This is a genomic window from Phyllobacterium sp. A18/5-2, from assembly GCF_025452215.1.
GTDB lineage: Bacteria > Pseudomonadota > Alphaproteobacteria > Rhizobiales > Rhizobiaceae > Phyllobacterium > Phyllobacterium sophorae.
In genome coordinates this window covers 1066567-1082506 of record NZ_CP104966.1, presented here as the reverse complement: position 1 = coordinate 1082506, position 15940 = coordinate 1066567, and the positions used below count along the sequence as shown (strand labels likewise).

Here is a 15940-nt window from a genome sequence, read left to right as displayed (position 1 = left end):
TCTGGAAGTGCAGAAGAATGCAAGCGCAATATTGCGCGTTGAACGCCTCTCCATGAAATTCGGTGGTCTTATCGCCATCAATGACTTGAACTTCGAGGCCAAGCGGGGAGCGATCACCGCACTTATCGGTCCGAATGGTGCAGGCAAGACCACGGTCTTCAATTGCATCACCGGTTTCTACAAGCCGACTGAAGGCATGCTGACACTGACCCGTCAGAATGGAGAGGAATATCTTCTGGAGCGGATGGCCGATTTCGTCATCACGAAGAAGGCGAAGGTTGCGCGTACGTTCCAGAATATCCGGCTGTTTTCGGGCCTTACTGTTTTGGAAAACCTGCTCGTCGCCCAGCATAATCCTCTAATGCTTTCCTCCGGCTTTACCGTTCTTGGACTGCTTGGCTTTCCAACTTACAAAAAAAGCGGCCGCAGACGCGATCGAGAAAGCTCGCTTTTGGCTGGAGAAGATCAATCTCGTCGATAGGGCAGACGACGCTGCCGGCGATCTTCCCTATGGCGCGCAGCGCCGCCTCGAGATTGCCCGTGCGATGTGCACGGAACCTGAACTGCTTTGCCTCGATGAGCCGGCCGCAGGTTTGAACGCACGTGAATCGGCAGAATTGAATAAGCTCTTGCTCGATATCCGCGCAGAAACCGGTACATCCATTCTGCTTATCGAACATGACATGTCCGTGGTCATGGAAATCTCCGACCATGTCGTCGTTCTTGAGTATGGCACGAAGATTTCCGATGGCACACCGGATATGGTCAAGAACGATCCTAAGGTGATCGCAGCCTATCTCGGCGTTGAAGATGAGGAAGTTGTTGAACTCATCGAGCAGGCTGAAGCCGCCGGCGTTGACGATATCACCGCGGCCGTTGACCTGCTATCGACAGAGGCGCTGCAGGAAATCGTGGAGACCCACCCGGACGCCGGGCCAGTTGAGTTGATCCCCGCAACACCCTCGGCCAAGGCTAGGCGTGCCAAAACGCCTGCTGTCAAGAAGACGTCCGCGACGACAGCATCAACCGCAACAGAAGCAGCTGCGAAGGCTGGGACAATCAAAGCCGGGGCTACAGCGAACGCGCTGACTGAACCGCGCGGCGGCAAGGCAGACCGGCTCATCCTGATCAAGGGTATAGGTCCGGTCAACGAGCGCAAGCTCAACGAACATGGCATTTTCCACTTCGACCAGATTGCTGCATGGAAAAAAGCGGATGTGATCGCGGCTGAAGCCTACCTTGACTTTGACGGACGCATCGCCCGCGAAGACTGGATTGGCCAAGCGAAGAAACTGGCAAAAGAGAGTCAGGCGAAACCGGCGCCTAAGAAGACCGGAGGGGCCAAGTAATGGCGGAACCACAAGCCCTTCTCAGCATCGAGAATGTAGAAACCTATTACGGCAACATTCGCGCACTGAGCGGTGTTACCGTGCACGCGAATCCCGGCGAGATCGTTACGCTGATTGGCGCCAATGGCGCTGGCAAGTCTACGCTGATGATGACGATCTTCGGTATGCCGCGCGCTCGGACCGGCCGAATTGTCTTCGACGGGAAAGACATCACAAAATTGCCGACGCATGAAATCGCGCGTTTGCGTATTGCCCAATCGCCGGAGGGCCGCCGCATCTTTCCGCGCATGACCGTGCAGGAAAACCTGCAGATGGGTGCAAGTCTCGATAATCTTCAATTCTTTGATGAAGATCCGCGTATGGTGTTCGATCTGTTCCCGCGGTTGAAAGAACGCATCAATCAGCGCGGCGGCACATTATCGGGCGGCGAACAACAAATGCTGGCCATTGGCCGTGCGCTGATGGCCCGCCCGCGATTGTTGCTGCTCGACGAGCCTTCGCTCGGTCTTGCACCATTGATCATCAAGCACATTTTCGAGGCCATCAAGGAACTGAACAAGCATACTGGATTGACGGTGTTCCTTGTCGAGCAGAATGCCTTCGGCGCGTTGAAACTGGCTGATCGCGGCTATGTGATGGTCAACGGGATCGTCAAAATGAGCGGTTCCAGCGCAGATCTTCTTGCCAATCCAGAAGTACGTGCGGCCTATCTCGAAGGTGGTCGTCACTAACAAGAATAAGGGGCGCGTTTCCGCAATCAGGAAAAACCCTCAGGGAGAACTTGGCCATGCAAGGTATATTGTACGAAGAACCCTCGATCTGGCTGTTCCTGCTGGTCACTTGCGTCATGGGCGGGTGGGCGGCGTGGATGACCGGGCGTGCGTGTGCCAAGACTTGGCGACCAATCGCGATTCTCGTGTTCTACATGCTATTGCTCGGTATCGCCGTTCGCTTCATTCATTTCGCTTTGTTTGGCGGTACAATGCTGACACTTCATTACTATATCGTCGATACGATTGTGTTGATCATTATCGGTACTCTCGGTTACCGCTACACCCGTACCAAGCAAATGGTGCGGCAATATCATTGGCTCTATGAAAAAGTTTCGCCTTTCTCCTGGAAAGAAAGAACGAGGGCCTAATCAATCTCGCTGGTGCGAAATGAATCAGCGTGACAACCGCCGGGAAATCGGCAAATGTGCACTTCAAGCGATGAAAAGGGTCATCGCGAGGGGTTTGGTAAGTACCTAGAAAATGGGAGTTTTCAAATGAAGAAGTCACTGTTTTCGGGCGTTGCACTTGCTGCGATGCTCGCTTTGAGTGGTCACGCCTATGCTGATCTCTTGATCGGTGTCGGTGGTCCGCTCACTGGCCCGAACGCCGCCTTCGGCGCTCAGCTGCAGAAGGGCGCAGAGGCCGCTATCGCCGAAATCAATGCTGCCGGTGGTATCAATGGCGAGCAGGTCAAGCTTTCGCTTGGTGACGACGTTTCCGATCCGAAGCAGGGCATTTCCGTTGCTAACAAGTTCGTTGCTGACGGCGTAAAATTCGTTATCGGCCACTTCAACTCTGGCGTGTCAATTCCGGCATCGGAAGTCTATGCGGAAAACGGCATTCTCGAAATCACTCCTGCCGCAACAAACCCCGTCTTCACCGAACGCGGGTTGTGGAACACTTTCCGTACTTGCGGTCGCGATGACCAGCAGGGTGTGGTGGCCGGGACATACATTGCCGAGAAGTTCAAGGACGCCAAGATTGCGGTCGTTCACGACAAGACGCCGTATGGCCAGGGACTCGCTGACGAGACCAAGAAGACCCTGAATGCCAAGGGCATCAAGGAAGCCATGTACGAAGGCGTTAACGTCGGCGACAAGGACTTCTCTGCACTGATCGCCAAGGCAAAGGAAGCCGGCGTGACCGTTCTCTATTGGGGTGGCCTGCACACCGAAGCTGGTCTGATCATCCGTCAGCTTGCTGATCAGGGCCTGAAGGTTACTTTCATCTCCGGTGACGGTATCGTTTCGAACGAGCTTGCTTCGATCGCCGGCGATGCAGTTGCAGGTACACTCAACACTTTTGGTCCAGACCCAAGCAAGAATCCCGCAAACAAGGAACTCGTTGAGAAGTTCCGTGCACAGGGCTTTGAGCCGGAAGCCTACACGCTCTACGCCTATGCAGCCGCTCAGGTCATCGCCGATGCAGCAAAAGCCGCTGGATCGAATGATCCAGAAACCGTTGCCAAGACCATGAAAGAAAAAGGCCCGTTCAAGACCGTTCTTGGCGACATTGCCTTTGACGAAAAGGGCGATCCGAAGCTCCCAGGCTACGTCATGTACGAATGGAAAAAGGGCGAAGACGGCAAGTACAGCTACTTCCAGCAATAAGCTTTCCGCTTGATACAACCAGTGAGTGCCCGGCTTCGTGCCGGGCATTTTGCTATTGGACATTTCACTATCTTGTGATCATTATGCGCTGTTTGCACTGCAGCAATCTGTAGCCAGATAACCGCGCCAAACTCATACTGTATTGCTCATATTCTGGAGTTCTCGCCTTGCCTATCAGGAAAATCCTTGTCGCAAATCGATCGGAAATCGCTATCCGGGTTTTCCGGGCCGCCAATGAGCTTGGTATGAAAACCGTGGCGATATGGGCGGAAGAGGACAAGTTGGCGCTGCACCGCTTCAAAGCTGACGAATCCTACCAGGTTGGGCGCGGTCCGCATTTGGCCAAGGATATGGGCCCAATCGAGAGCTACCTGTCGATCGAGGAAATCATTCGTGTCGCCAGACTTTCTGGCGCGGACGCCATTCATCCGGGCTACGGCCTTCTGTCGGAAAGCCCGGAATTCGCCGAGGCTTGCGCCGAGGCTGGGATCATCTTCATCGGCCCCAAGCCTGAGACTATGCGCCGGCTTGGCAACAAGGTAGCCGCTCGCAATCTGGCGATCGAGATCGGTGTTCCGGTGGTTCCTGCCACAGAGCCGCTTCCCGACGACCTGGACGCGGTCAAGGCAATGGCCGAGAAGATCGGCTATCCTATCATGCTGAAGGCCTCATGGGGCGGTGGCGGCCGCGGCATGCGGGCAATCTTCTCGCCGGAGGACATCGCCCGCGAAGTGACGGAAGGCAAGCGCGAAGCCAAGGCTGCGTTCGGCAAAGATGAAGTCTATCTCGAAAAACTGGTGCAGCGCGCACGGCACGTCGAGGTGCAGATACTGGGCGATACGCATGGCAATGCAGTGCACTTGTTCGAGCGCGATTGCTCGATTCAGAGACGCAACCAGAAAGTAGTGGAACGCGCACCCGCACCCTATCTCAATGAAGCACAACGCAAAGAGATCTCCGATTACGGCCTGAAAATTGCCAAGGCGACGAACTATATCGGTGCCGGAACAATCGAATTTCTGATGGATGCCGACACTGGTGAATTTTATTTCATCGAGGTCAATCCCCGTATCCAGGTCGAACATACGGTTACCGAAGAAGTAACAGGCATCGACATCGTCAAAGCACAGATACGCATCCTCGAAGGTGCAAAAATTGGCACACCGGTATCGGGGGTTCCCGCGCAGCGGGATATCAAGTTGAACGGCCATGCACTGCAGTGCCGTATCACGACGGAAGATCCCGAACAGAATTTCATTCCGGATTATGGCCGCATCACCGCCTATCGCGGCGCAACCGGCTTCGGTATCCGGCTGGATGGTGGCACTGCCTATTCCGGGGCGGTCATCACACGCTTCTACGATCCCCTGCTGGAGAAGATCACCGCATGGTCACCGACGGCGGACGAGACAATCCACCGGATGCACCGCGCCTTGCGCGAGTTCCGTATCCGCGGTGTTGCCACGAACCTGACCTTCCTCGAGGCAATCATCACGCACCCGAAGTTCCTGGACAATTCCTACACAACCAAATTCATTGATACGACGCCGGAATTGTTCGCGCAGGTGAAGCGGCAGGATCGCGCCACGAAGCTCCTTACGTACCTCGCTGATGTGACCGTCAACGGCCATCCCGAAACCAAGGGCCGCGCGACGCCGCCCAAGGAGGCGGCACTGCCGCGTGTCCCATTCATTGAAACGCCCATCCCGGACGGTACCAAGCAACTCCTCGACCAGCTTGGTCCGAATAAGTTTGCAGAGTGGATGCGCAATGAGAAACGTGTACTGGTCACCGATACGACCATGCGTGATGGGCATCAATCACTTCTGGCTACACGGATGCGGACATATGATATCGCTCGCGTCGCTGGCACCTACGCCCGCGCATTGCCGCAGCTGTTTTCATTGGAATGCTGGGGCGGTGCGACGTTCGACGTAGCGATGAGGTTCCTTACGGAAGACCCGTGGGAACGGCTCGCGGACGTCCGCGAGCAGGCGCCGAATATTCTACTGCAGATGCTGCTGCGCGGTGCCAACGGTGTGGGTTACAAGAGCTATCCTGACAATGTGGTCAAATATTTCGTAAGACAAGCGGCACGGGGAGGCATCGACCTGTTTCGCGTGTTCGACAGCCTTAACTGGGTTGAAAATATGCGCGTCACCATGGATGCCGTTGTCGAAGAGAACAAGCTTTGCGAAGCCGCGATCTGCTATACCGGAGACATCCTGAATTCTGCGCGGCCGAAATATGATCTGAAATACTATGTCGACCTTGCCCAGCAAGTCGAAAAAGCCGGCGCGCACATCATTGCCATCAAAGATATGGCGGGCCTGTTGAAGCCCGGCGCAGCCAAGGTATTGTTCAAGGCGTTGCGCGAGGCGACGGATCTTCCACTGCATTTTCACACACATGATACGTCCGGCATCTCGGCCGCTACTGTGCTTGCCGCGGTGGATGCGGGTGTCGACGCCGTTGACGCTGCCATGGATGCACTGTCTGGTAATACGTCACAGCCATGCCTTGGTTCGATCGTCGAGGCACTGAAGGGCACGGAGCGTGATCCGCGCCTTGATCCTGAATGGATCCGCCGCATTTCCTTTTATTGGGAAGCGGTACGCACGCAGTATGCAGCGTTCGAAAGCGACCTGAAGGGACCTGCGTCCGAAGTTTATTTGCATGAAATGCCAGGCGGCCAGTTCACCAATCTCAAGGAACAGGCCCGCTCGCTCGGCCTCGAAACCCGCTGGCACGAAGTTGCGCAGGCCTATGCCGACGTCAACCAGATGTTCGGCGATATCGTCAAGGTGACGCCCTCCTCCAAGGTTGTCGGCGATATGGCGCTGATGATGGTGAGCCAGGATCTTTCCGTCGAGGACGTGAAGAATCCGGATAAGGATATAGCCTTTCCGGATCTCGGTCGTGTCGATGATGCGCGGCGATCTTGGTCAACCGCCGAGGGGGTGGCCGAAAGATATACAGAAGAAGGTTCTGAAAGACGAGGAGCCCTTTACAGAACGGCCCGGTGCCTTGCTGCAGCCCGCTGATCTCGACGCTGAACGCAAAGAGATTGAGGCAAAGCTGGAACGCAAGATCACCGACCAGGAGTTCGCGTCGTATCTGATGTATCCGAAGGTGTTCAGCGACTTTGCCGTTACTAACGGCACCTACGGGCCGACAAGCGTTCTTCCAACCCATGTCTATTTCTATGGTCTGGCGCAGGAGGAAGAGGTTTTCCTCGATATCGAACGCGGCAAGACCCTGGTCGTGCGCAACCAAGCGGTAGGCGAGGCCGATGAAAAGGGCATGTGCACGGTGTTTTTCGAGATGAACGGGCAGCCGCGCCGTGTGAAGGTTCCCGACCGCACCCGCGCCGGAAGTGGTGCTGGCGTGAGGCGCAAGGCGGAGCTTGGCAATGACAAGCATGTTGGTGCGCCAATGCCGGGTATTGTCTCGACGTTAGGCATGTCTACCGGCCAGAAGGTCAATGCAGGTGACGTGCTGCTCTCTATCGAAGCGATGAAAATGGAGACCGCGCTGCGCGCAGAACGTGACGGCACAATCGCCGAAGTGCTTGTCCGCGCAGGTGACCAGATCGACGCCAAGGATCTGCTAATCGTCTACGAATAGACTTACGGCAGTTCGTCACCCGCAAACTCGTCCTTTGGCAAAGCCCCCGAATCTCCGGGGGCTTTTGCAATTCTGAGGACTGTCATCCAGGGTCGAAAATTCTGACCTTCTGATTCATGCATATATGCGCATTTGTTCTTGCCGATATCGGCACTTCTTGTTACGATGCGGTCTATGGGCTGGAGCTACGTTGAAATGCTGAAAGATTTGTCGCCGGACGAAAGAAAGGGCATGATCCTCAAGAGGATCAATGAATCCGGCCGGGTATTGGCAAGCGCAGTTGCATCCGAATTTGGCGTTTCGGAAGACTCTATACGCCGGGATCTTCGGGAACTGTCCGAGCAGGGGCTTGTTCAACGTTTCCACGGCGGCGCTGCCAGAAGCAGATCGGGTCCTCGAAGTTTTCAGCAGCGAGCGCGTGATGAGACCGCCGGTAAAAGGGCAATTGCCGCAGCTGCTGCGGCGCGAATCCCAGCGCATGCAACGATGCTTCTCGACTCGAGCACGACAGTGCTGGAGTTCGTTCGCGCACTCCCGGCAGACCTTCAAACATGCATCATCACCGGTTGCCCTGATATCGCCTCGGCGGCACTTGACCACCCCTGCTGCGAGGTCATCCTTCTAGGCGGAAGCTTGAACCGGCTGACGCGTAGTACAATCGGGCAATCGACGCTGGCCGAGGCCCAGTCGATGCGTGTCGACTACTGTGTTCTTGGTGCCTGCGCCGTCGACGAGGGGTTGATGTTGCGCGCAGAAAACTATGATGATGCCCGCATGAAGCTTGCGTTTGGTCAGGCAAGCAATGAGATCATTCTCCTGGCAACGAGCGAAAAACTTCTCAAACAAGGTCCTTTTGCCATAGGTCCGATATCACTCATATCTACCCTTGTAACCGATAGGACAGCAGATCGCTCTATCCTGGAGCGAATAAGCGGGGAGGGCGTCGAGGTGATCGTCGCGGACGACCAGCCTGCGTGATCTACCCTTGCTCAAAGGTGAGCTGAATGTCTACCCAGTGCCAACTTTCAACATGGTGATGAACTAATGGATGCCTCTGTCTACATCAGGAAAGCTGTCTATGGCCGATGGGCGGTTGCTAGCGCGTTCTTCTTCAACGGCTTTCTCGTGGGTAGCTGGGCGCCGCAAATACCGGTGTTCATGATGCGCCTGGGGATCAGTGAGTTCACGCTCGGCTTGCTCATTCTTATCTTCGGTGTCGGTGCTCTGGCTTCAATGCCTTGGTGCGGCTATCTCATTGGCCGTTTTGGATCGCGCGCTGTTGTCAAAAGCTTCGCGATCTTTTGCTCCTTTTCGCTTTTGCTGGTGGCCCTCGCGCCCAACGTAATCACGGCGGCACCAGCGCTGTTTCTCTTCGGTGCAGTGATCGGCGGCATGGATGTGGCGATGAACGCCAATGCGGTCGAGGTGGAAAAGAAACTGTCCCGCGCGGTTATGTCGTCGTCGCACGGTTTCTGGAGTCTTGGCGGATTTGCCGGCGGCGGGCTAGGCGGGTTATTAATCGAGGCGCACGGTTATCTTACACATGCCGTCGTCGTTACGCTCATCGCCATTGTGATCGGGCTTGCCGCTTTCCGCTACATGATTACTGAAGAAACCCCGGTCCTGCATGAAAAGCAGAAGCTGGTCTTCCCAACCAATCCGCTGATTTACCTTATCGGTCTGATGGCGCTGTTTTCCATGGTGCCGGAGGGTTCGGTGCTGGATTGGGCTGCGCTGTATCTGCAGCAGGAACGTGGTGCGGATATCGCGACGGCTGGCTTTGCCTTTGCCGCGTTTTCCGGCACGATGTCCGTCATGCGATTCCTGGGCGACGGCGTGCGCAATCGTTTCGGCGCGGTGAACACACTGCGTTACTCTGCGCTGATCGGTGCTGCTGGCATGCTTGTCGCGAGCCTCGCACCGACCTCGTGGATAGCAATACTTGCGTTCGCTTTTTCAGGCCTTGGCATTGCCAATATGGTCCCCATTGCCTTTTCGGCTGCAGGCAATCAGAAGGGAACGTCGTCAGGAGTGGCGCTCAGCATGGTTACGCTGATGGGCTATTCGGGAATATTGGTGGCGCCGTCGGCTATCGGCTTTGTCGGTGGCAGGACCGGGTTTGGTCCTGTCTACATGGTGCTTGCCGCATTGTTGATCGTCGTTTTCCTGATGGCCAATCTAGCTTCCACTGCCGATAGAAAGCAGCCTTAGGCCCGCCGCGCTGCGATGGCAGGCTTCTTGCGCTGCATGAGGAAATCGGTCACCCGTTTGCCTGGTTTTTTCGATCGGATACCGACATTCATCTCAGGCGCCAGCTCGCCGGACAGGTCGAGCGTGGCGTGTTCGCCAACCGCATCGAAATGTTCCTCAAGCCAATCTTCGGCGGCAGCGCGGCCGAGATCGCGCAGGTATTCGAGAAACGCCCATTCCGCATTGATCTTGGACGATGCCGAAAGCCCTGCAAGGGCTTCGTCAGCATCGATGCGGTGCATGCGGATGTTGCGATACTCGCCGTGCTGGAGCCTGCCTGCTTCGATAAGCGAATTGACGAAGGCGATCGAGCGCAATTCGCGCAAGAGAGCGGCATTAAAGGTGATTTCGTCGATGCGATCTGAGATCTCTCGCGCCGTCTTGGGGGTGCCTTTCCGCTCGATCGGGTTGATCTGTATCAGCAAGACGTCTTCAATCTCGCTCGAATAGAAGAACGGATACAGGGCAGGATTTCCACCGTAGCCGCCATCCCAATACGGCTCGCCATCGATCTCTACTGCCTGAAAGATATAGGGAAGGCAGGCAGAAGCCATGACGACATCTGCATTAAGCTCCGATTGTGAAAACACCCGGAGACGCCCGGTTTCCACATTTGTCGCAGAAATAAACAGTTTGAGTTTCGAGCAGGATCTTACCCGCGCAAAATCTATTTCTTTTTCGACAACGTCCCGCAGCGGATTGAGATTGAAGGGATTGAACTCATAAGGCGAGAACACCCGGGAAAACTGCTCGAACAGGTTATATCCAAAACCGTTCTCGACGGACCAGTTGCCAAAGAACCTGTCCCATGGCGTGCGCTGGACAGGACTGAATTGTCCCGTTCGCCCAACCGCACGCCAGAATTCATGCAGTTTTGCCCGAGCACCCTCAGCCCCATTGTGTGACCAGCCGTCAGCTACCGCCACGGCATTCATCGCGCCGGCACTCGTCCCCGATATGCCCTCGATCGTTAGTCGGCCATCCTCCAGAATGCGATCAAGAACGCCCCAGGTGAAGGCGCCGTGCGAGCCGCCTCCCTGTAGCGCGATATTGATCGGCTTGGGTTTGTTACTCATTATGCTGCCGTCCAGCCGCCATCTACAGATATGGATGTTCCGGTAATCTGGGCAGCGGCTTCACTTGCGAGGAACACCACCGTTGCGCCGATCTGGTCAACCGTCGCGAATTCCTTCGTTGCTTGTTTGTCGAGCATGACTTCGCGGATAACCGTTTCACGATCCATGCCGTGTGCTTTCATCTGATCCGGAATCTGTGCTTCTACGAGGGGTGTCAGAACATAGCCGGGGCATATGGCGTTGCAAGTGATTTGCTTTTCCGCGACCTCCAGGGCGACGGTCTTGGTGAGACCGAGAACGCCATGTTTGGCAGCGACATAGGCGGATTTGAATGGCGATGCCCGGAGGCCGTGCGCCGATGCAATATTGATGATACGGCCCCAGCCAGCTTTCTTCATGTAGGGGAGGGCGGCGGCTGTTGTATGGAAAGCGGATGTTAGATTGATCGCAATGATCGCGTCCCATTTTTCCGTCGGGAACTCGTCCACGGGCGCAACGAACTGGATCCCGGCATTGTTCACCAGCACATCGACGCTGCCAAAGGCTTCGGCTGCCTTGTCAATCAGGACCCGGCACTCGCCACCATTCGACATATCTGCCTTTACATAGGCGACGCCAACGCCGTGCTTTTCGGCTATTTCAGCTGCAAGCGCATGGTCTTCGGGCCGGTCGGTGAATGAATTGATCACCACATTATACCCTGCCGCAGCGAGGGCGTGGGCAGAGCCCAGGCCAATGCCGGAATTAGAACCTGTGACGACTGCGGTCTTCTTGGCCATGACAAAATTTCCTTTGGTTTTGATCAACCGGGCCCGTTGAGGGCTCCCGGAATATATTGCATCGCAACAAAATTGCTAGGCTTGGCGTATGAACACTTTGTCATGCAAGGTCTGCGTTGTACGCGAGGCATGCTGTTACAACGTCGCATGGAGTTGACAAACAGCGATTGCTGCGCCACGTGAAAAGCATATCTGGAGCTTCATGATGTCTGAATACTTTTCGCAACCCTTTGCCCGGCGGCCCTCGGTTGGAGTCGACGTAGGTGGTATCATGGTTGGCGGAGGCGCTCCCGTCGTCGTGCAGTCGATGACCAATACGGATACAGCCGATGTGGACGGTACAGTAGCGCAGGTGGCTGCCCTCTCCAGGGCCGGCTCGCAGATCGTGCGCATCACCGTCGACCGCGATGAATCGGCGGCGGCAGTACCGAGGATACGCGAGCGGCTCGATCGACTGGGCCTTTCCGTTCCGCTCGTCGGCGATTTTCACTATATCGGTCACAAGCTCCTGGCCGATCATCCGGCTTGCGCCGAGGCGCTGGCCAAGTATCGCATCAACCCGGGCAATGTCGGTTTCAAGGACAAGAAGGATGCGCAATTCGGTGCGATCATCGAAATGGCGATCCGCTACGACAAGCCCGTGCGCATTGGGGTGAACTGGGGCTCGCTCGATCAGGAACTACTGACAGCCTTGATGGACCAGAACCATGCGGCAGGCGCACCGCTGACGGCAGAGCAGGTGACACGCGAGGCGATTGTCCAGTCGGCGCTTATCTCGTCACAGCTCGCCGAAGAAATTGGCTTGCCGCGGTCGAAGATCATTCTGTCAGCCAAGGTCAGCCAGGTTCAGGACCTGATCGCAGTCTATGCCGAGCTTGCGCGGCGTTGCGACCATGCGCTGCACTTGGGATTGACCGAAGCGGGAATGGGTTCAAAGGGGATCGTCGCCTCGTCGGCCGCAATGGGCATTTTGTTGCAACAAGGCATCGGCGACACAATCCGCATTTCGTTGACGCCGGAACCGGGCGGCGATCGCACACGCGAAGTGCAGGTGGCGCAGGAATTGCTGCAGACCATGGGTTTCCGTCAATTCATACCGATCGTCGCTGCGTGCCCCGGCTGCGGACGTACGACATCGACGGTGTTTCAGGAGCTGGCTCAGTCGATCCAGAGTGATATACGCACCAATATGCCGATCTGGCGTGAAAAATATCCGGGCGTCGAGGCTTTGAATGTGGCTGTCATGGGCTGCATCGTTAATGGGCCCGGAGAATCTAAGATGGCCGATATCGGAATTTCATTGCCGGGAACCGGTGAAACGCCTTCGGCACCGGTATTTGTCGACGGCAAGAAGGTTGCGACATTGCGCGGCGCCGGTATCGCCCAGGAATTCCAGAAGATGGTCGCCGATTATATCGAGAACCGCTTTGGCCGGGGGGCGGACACGCACGCAGCGGAATAGTCTCTTTCGCTTAGTTACGCCGATCGGCGATAAAGCGCGCCGCATCCTTGAGCAGGGCTGCCTTTTCGCCAAACGGCGCCAGAACTTCCTCAGCCTGCTCAACAAGACCCGCCAATTGCAGTTTGGCCCACTCGACGCCATGCAACGACACGAGCGTGGCTTTGCCCGCAGCAGCGTCCTTGCCTGTCGCTTTGCCCATATCCCTTGCCTCGGCGGTAACGTCGAGAAGATCATCAGCCAGCTGAAAGGCGAGGCCAATGGCCGAGCCATACTCTGCCAAACGGTCGCGATCCTTGGTGCCGGCACGACCGATGATGGCGCCTGCCTCACAGGCAAAGCGGATCAATGCGCCGGTCTTCATCGCCTGAAGGCGGATAATGCCTGCTTCGTCCGGTTTGATTTTCTCAGCTTCAAGGTCAAGCGCCTGACCTCCAGTCATGCCACCGATCCCCGAAGCGCGGGCAAGTGCTGTTATCAGCGTCACGCGGCACTGCGCATCAAGCTCGGTCTCGTCACTAGCGATTAATTCGAAGGCGTAGGTCAGCAGGCTGTCGCCAGCAAGTATGGCCGCAGCTTCGTCGAATTTACGGTGAACGGTTGGCTGGCCGCGCCGCAGGTCATCATCGTCCATTGCGGGCAGATCGTCATGAACGAGCGAGTAGCTGTGGACACACTCAAGGGCGGCGGCAATCCGCAAAGCAGTAAAATTATCAGCGCCGAACAGGGCGGCGCTTTCCATCACCAGAAATGGACGCAAGCGTTTACCGCCATTCAACACGCCATGCCGCATGGCTGCCATCAACCGAGCCGGGCGGCTGATTTCGCCGCTGTGCGGTTGATCCGACAGCAATTCGGACAGCAACGTTTCGACCGAAGCTGCGCGCTGCTGCAAGGTGATCTGGAACAATGAGAAACCTTGATCTGTCATCATGATCAGGCAATGACCGAAAAACGGGCCTCTGGTCAATGGGCGTGTGTTGCCTTGATTGCCATTTTGAAGCGCACCCTGTGTGAATCGCGCAGAAAATCGCAGAATGAATTCCCTTCTGTGGCTCTTTGCTCTATGTCCAACGGGAGTTTTTTAGAGCGGACGGGATGTGTGACGCGGGTTCTGGTGAAAAATAAGCGGGGCAGAGGGTATCTGGTTAATCCCGGGCGATCGCCTTTGGGCCGCTTCACGCGTTATCTCGTCCTGGCCGGAATCATCTTTATCATGCTGCCCATCATCCTGCTAAGCCTCTATCGTTTGCCGTTTATTCACCCGGTTTCCACGTTGATGATGAAAGATCTTGTGACGTTCTCTGGATACGACCGCCGATGGGTGTCGCTGGACCAAATATCTCCAACACTCATCAATTCAGTAATGATGTCCGAGGATGCGAAGTTCTGCTTCCATTCGGGTGTTGATTGGGATGCGCTCAATTCGGTCGTTACTGACGCGATCGACGGCGAGCAGACACGTGGTGCGTCGACGATCACAATGCAAACGGCCAAGAATCTGTTCCTCTGGACCAGCCGTTCCTTTATTCGAAAAGGATTGGAGGTGCCGCTTGCCATCATGACTGACCTTATCCTTCCTAAACAGCGCCTGATGGAGATCTATCTGAATATTGCTGAATGGGGCCCGGGCATCTACGGCGTCGAAGCCGCCGCCCAGCACCATTTCAATGTCAGCGCGGCAAAGCTTTCGCCGCGCCAGGCCGCTTACCTTGCAGTGACACTACCTAACCCCATCGTGCGCAATCCGGCGAGACCAGGACGCGGGATGCAGACGCTCGCCAGGCTTAACGAACGTCGCGCGCGTGGCGCCGGTGCCTATGTCGGATGTGTAAACTAGTAACGAAGCGGCGAAGAATCGGCGGTTCGAAGCTTTTATGACAAAAAATATGTGACTCATGCTGGTCAAAAGCTCTCAAGCCGTGTATAGCCCCAGCCGAACTTTCCGGAATTTTGTCCATTGTGACAGGCTCAATCGGGCCAGTGCCGGATTTTGACTGATTACTGGAGCTGGAACAATGGCTGTACCTAAACGAAAAACTTCTCCGTCGAAGCGCGGCATGCGCCGTTCTGCCGACGCGCTGAAGGCCCCGACCTACGTCGAAGACAAGAATTCAGGCGAACTGCGCCGTCCGCATCATGTCGATCTGAAGACCGGCATGTATCGTGGTCGTCAGGTTCTGACGCCTAAAGAAGGCTGAGCCCTTTTTCGAATTCATGATAGAGAAGACCGGCATTTGTGCCGGTCTTTTTTGTTTGTGCGTGCGGCGGTTTTGCCTGGGAGAAGATATTGTGATTTCAAATATTCCATTGATGGTAGTGCCGCTTGTTGTCTTCAATCTGGTTGTCGCTGGATTGGTGGGGGGCGGTGGCGCGGATCCTTGGGCGACGGAACTTTATTCGATGCATATGTTTTCCGGCGGTATCTGGCGCATGACCTTGGGCGACTTGATGCTGGTTCTGTCGCTGGCTCTGCTGTTCTTCGAGATCATGAAATCAACGCGTACCAGCAATACATCGGTTATCGATCATTTGTTGTCGATATTTGTCTTCGTCGCATTCCTTGTGGAATTCCTGCTAGTACCCAGTGCTTCGCACTCGCTGTTCTTCATTCTGTTGGCAATGGCATTCTTCGATATTTTGGCGGGCTTTGCAGTTTCCCTGCGTTCTGCCGGCCGGGACGTGAATTTTCGCTGAAACCGTCGGCGGTTCGTCTATTTCAGCTCTATTTCGATGAACGCATATTCTCCTTCATTGGCGTTGATGACATCATGCTCAACACCTTCCGAGCGGAAATAGGGCACGCCCTTCTTCATGTCGGCGAAGGTTTCGCCGTCTTTTGTCAATAGTTTCACGCGCCCGTCCATCAATGGAACGACAACATAATCATGTTCATGGCGGTGCCAGCCGGTGTTCTCTCCGACCGCGAAACGATACTCGGTGACAATAACGCGTTCATTGTCGATGAAGACTGTCGCCTTGGCCGATCCCGTCATCTTGCCTCCCGTTACCTCTGG

At 55.8% G+C, this 15940-nt stretch carries 13 protein-coding genes and 2 pseudogenes; 11 read left to right on the top strand and 4 right to left on the bottom strand.

All coding sequences use genetic code 11. The features are described 5' to 3' along the window. Positions 1-52 precede the first annotated feature (52 nt). From N8E89_RS05415 to N8E89_RS05385, 7 genes and pseudogenes are all read left to right on the top strand, one after another. Positions 53-1349, top strand: a pseudogene (locus N8E89_RS05415) (ATP-binding cassette domain-containing protein). Next, a complete protein-coding gene (locus tag N8E89_RS05410; protein ID WP_262261350.1) occupies positions 1349-2080 on the top strand; it encodes an ABC transporter ATP-binding protein in 732 nt (243 codons plus the stop codon). The pseudogene N8E89_RS05415 and the gene N8E89_RS05410 overlap by 1 nt, the downstream one beginning before the upstream one ends. A gap of 56 nt (positions 2081-2136) precedes the next feature. After that, positions 2137-2490: a DUF6867 family protein gene (locus N8E89_RS05405; protein WP_106661973.1), complete on the top strand. Its 354-nt coding sequence runs from the start codon at positions 2137-2139 to the stop codon at positions 2488-2490. Between the two features lie 126 nt (positions 2491-2616). Further along, positions 2617-3732 carry a branched-chain amino acid ABC transporter substrate-binding protein gene (locus N8E89_RS05400; protein ID WP_106661972.1) on the top strand — a complete coding sequence of 372 codons (1116 nt, stop codon included), beginning with the start codon at positions 2617-2619 and terminating at the stop codon, positions 3730-3732. 167 nt (positions 3733-3899) lie between these two features. Then, a pseudogene (gene pyc, locus N8E89_RS05395) lies at positions 3900-7359 on the top strand (pyruvate carboxylase). Positions 7360-7554: 195 nt separating this feature from the next. Then, on the top strand, positions 7555-8337 hold the full coding sequence (locus N8E89_RS05390) for a DeoR/GlpR family DNA-binding transcription regulator (protein WP_162739712.1): 783 nt from the start codon (positions 7555-7557) through the stop codon (positions 8335-8337). A 66-nt stretch (positions 8338-8403) separates the two neighbouring features. After that, positions 8404-9570 (top strand): MFS transporter, encoded by a 1167-nt coding sequence (locus tag N8E89_RS05385; protein ID WP_262261347.1) that lies wholly within the window; start codon positions 8404-8406, stop codon positions 9568-9570. Here N8E89_RS05385 and N8E89_RS05380 read toward each other — a convergent pair. Together N8E89_RS05380 and N8E89_RS05375 are read right to left on the bottom strand one after the other, a co-directional pair. Further along, positions 9567-10685 carry a patatin-like phospholipase family protein gene (locus N8E89_RS05380; RefSeq protein ID WP_106661968.1) on the bottom strand — a complete coding sequence of 373 codons (1119 nt, stop codon included), beginning with the start codon at positions 10683-10685 and terminating at the stop codon, positions 9567-9569. The genes N8E89_RS05385 and N8E89_RS05380 overlap by 4 nt on opposite strands. After that, entirely contained in the window at positions 10685-11464 is a 780-nt protein-coding gene (locus tag N8E89_RS05375; protein WP_113172321.1) for a 3-hydroxybutyrate dehydrogenase, read from the bottom strand. The genes N8E89_RS05380 and N8E89_RS05375 overlap by 1 nt, the downstream gene beginning before the upstream one ends. Positions 11465-11669: 205 nt before the next feature. On the opposite strand from N8E89_RS05375, the gene ispG reads away from it, so the two are divergent. Then, the gene (gene ispG / locus N8E89_RS05370) at positions 11670-12926 is read left to right on the top strand and encodes a flavodoxin-dependent (E)-4-hydroxy-3-methylbut-2-enyl-diphosphate synthase (RefSeq protein ID WP_162707261.1); all 1257 of its coding nucleotides are present in this window, start codon (positions 11670-11672) and stop codon (positions 12924-12926) included. 10 nt (positions 12927-12936) lie between these two features. Here the strand turns inward: ispG and N8E89_RS05365 are convergent, their stop codons facing one another. Continuing rightward, positions 12937-13854, bottom strand: coding sequence for a polyprenyl synthetase family protein (locus N8E89_RS05365; RefSeq protein WP_106662579.1), 918 nt, complete (start codon positions 13852-13854; stop codon positions 12937-12939). 285 nt (positions 13855-14139) lie between these two features. Between N8E89_RS05365 and mtgA the strand changes: the two genes are divergently transcribed. The 3 genes from mtgA (at position 14140) to N8E89_RS05350 (ending at position 15620) form a co-directional block, all read left to right on the top strand. After that, positions 14140-14763: a monofunctional biosynthetic peptidoglycan transglycosylase gene (gene mtgA, locus N8E89_RS05360; RefSeq protein WP_245448566.1), complete on the top strand. Its 624-nt coding sequence runs from the start codon at positions 14140-14142 to the stop codon at positions 14761-14763. 178 nt (positions 14764-14941) lie between these two features. Beyond that, positions 14942-15124, top strand: coding sequence for a 50S ribosomal protein L32 (gene rpmF, locus N8E89_RS05355; protein WP_008121851.1), 183 nt, complete (start codon positions 14942-14944; stop codon positions 15122-15124). 91 nt (positions 15125-15215) lie between these two features. After that, on the top strand, positions 15216-15620 hold the full coding sequence (locus N8E89_RS05350) for a hypothetical protein (RefSeq protein WP_113172322.1): 405 nt from the start codon (positions 15216-15218) through the stop codon (positions 15618-15620). 17 nt (positions 15621-15637) lie between these two features. Here N8E89_RS05350 and N8E89_RS05345 read toward each other — a convergent pair whose 3' ends face one another. Further along, the gene (locus N8E89_RS05345) at positions 15638-15919 is read right to left on the bottom strand and encodes a cupin domain-containing protein (protein ID WP_106662578.1); all 282 of its coding nucleotides are present in this window, start codon (positions 15917-15919) and stop codon (positions 15638-15640) included. Positions 15920-15940: the final 21 nt, after the last annotated feature.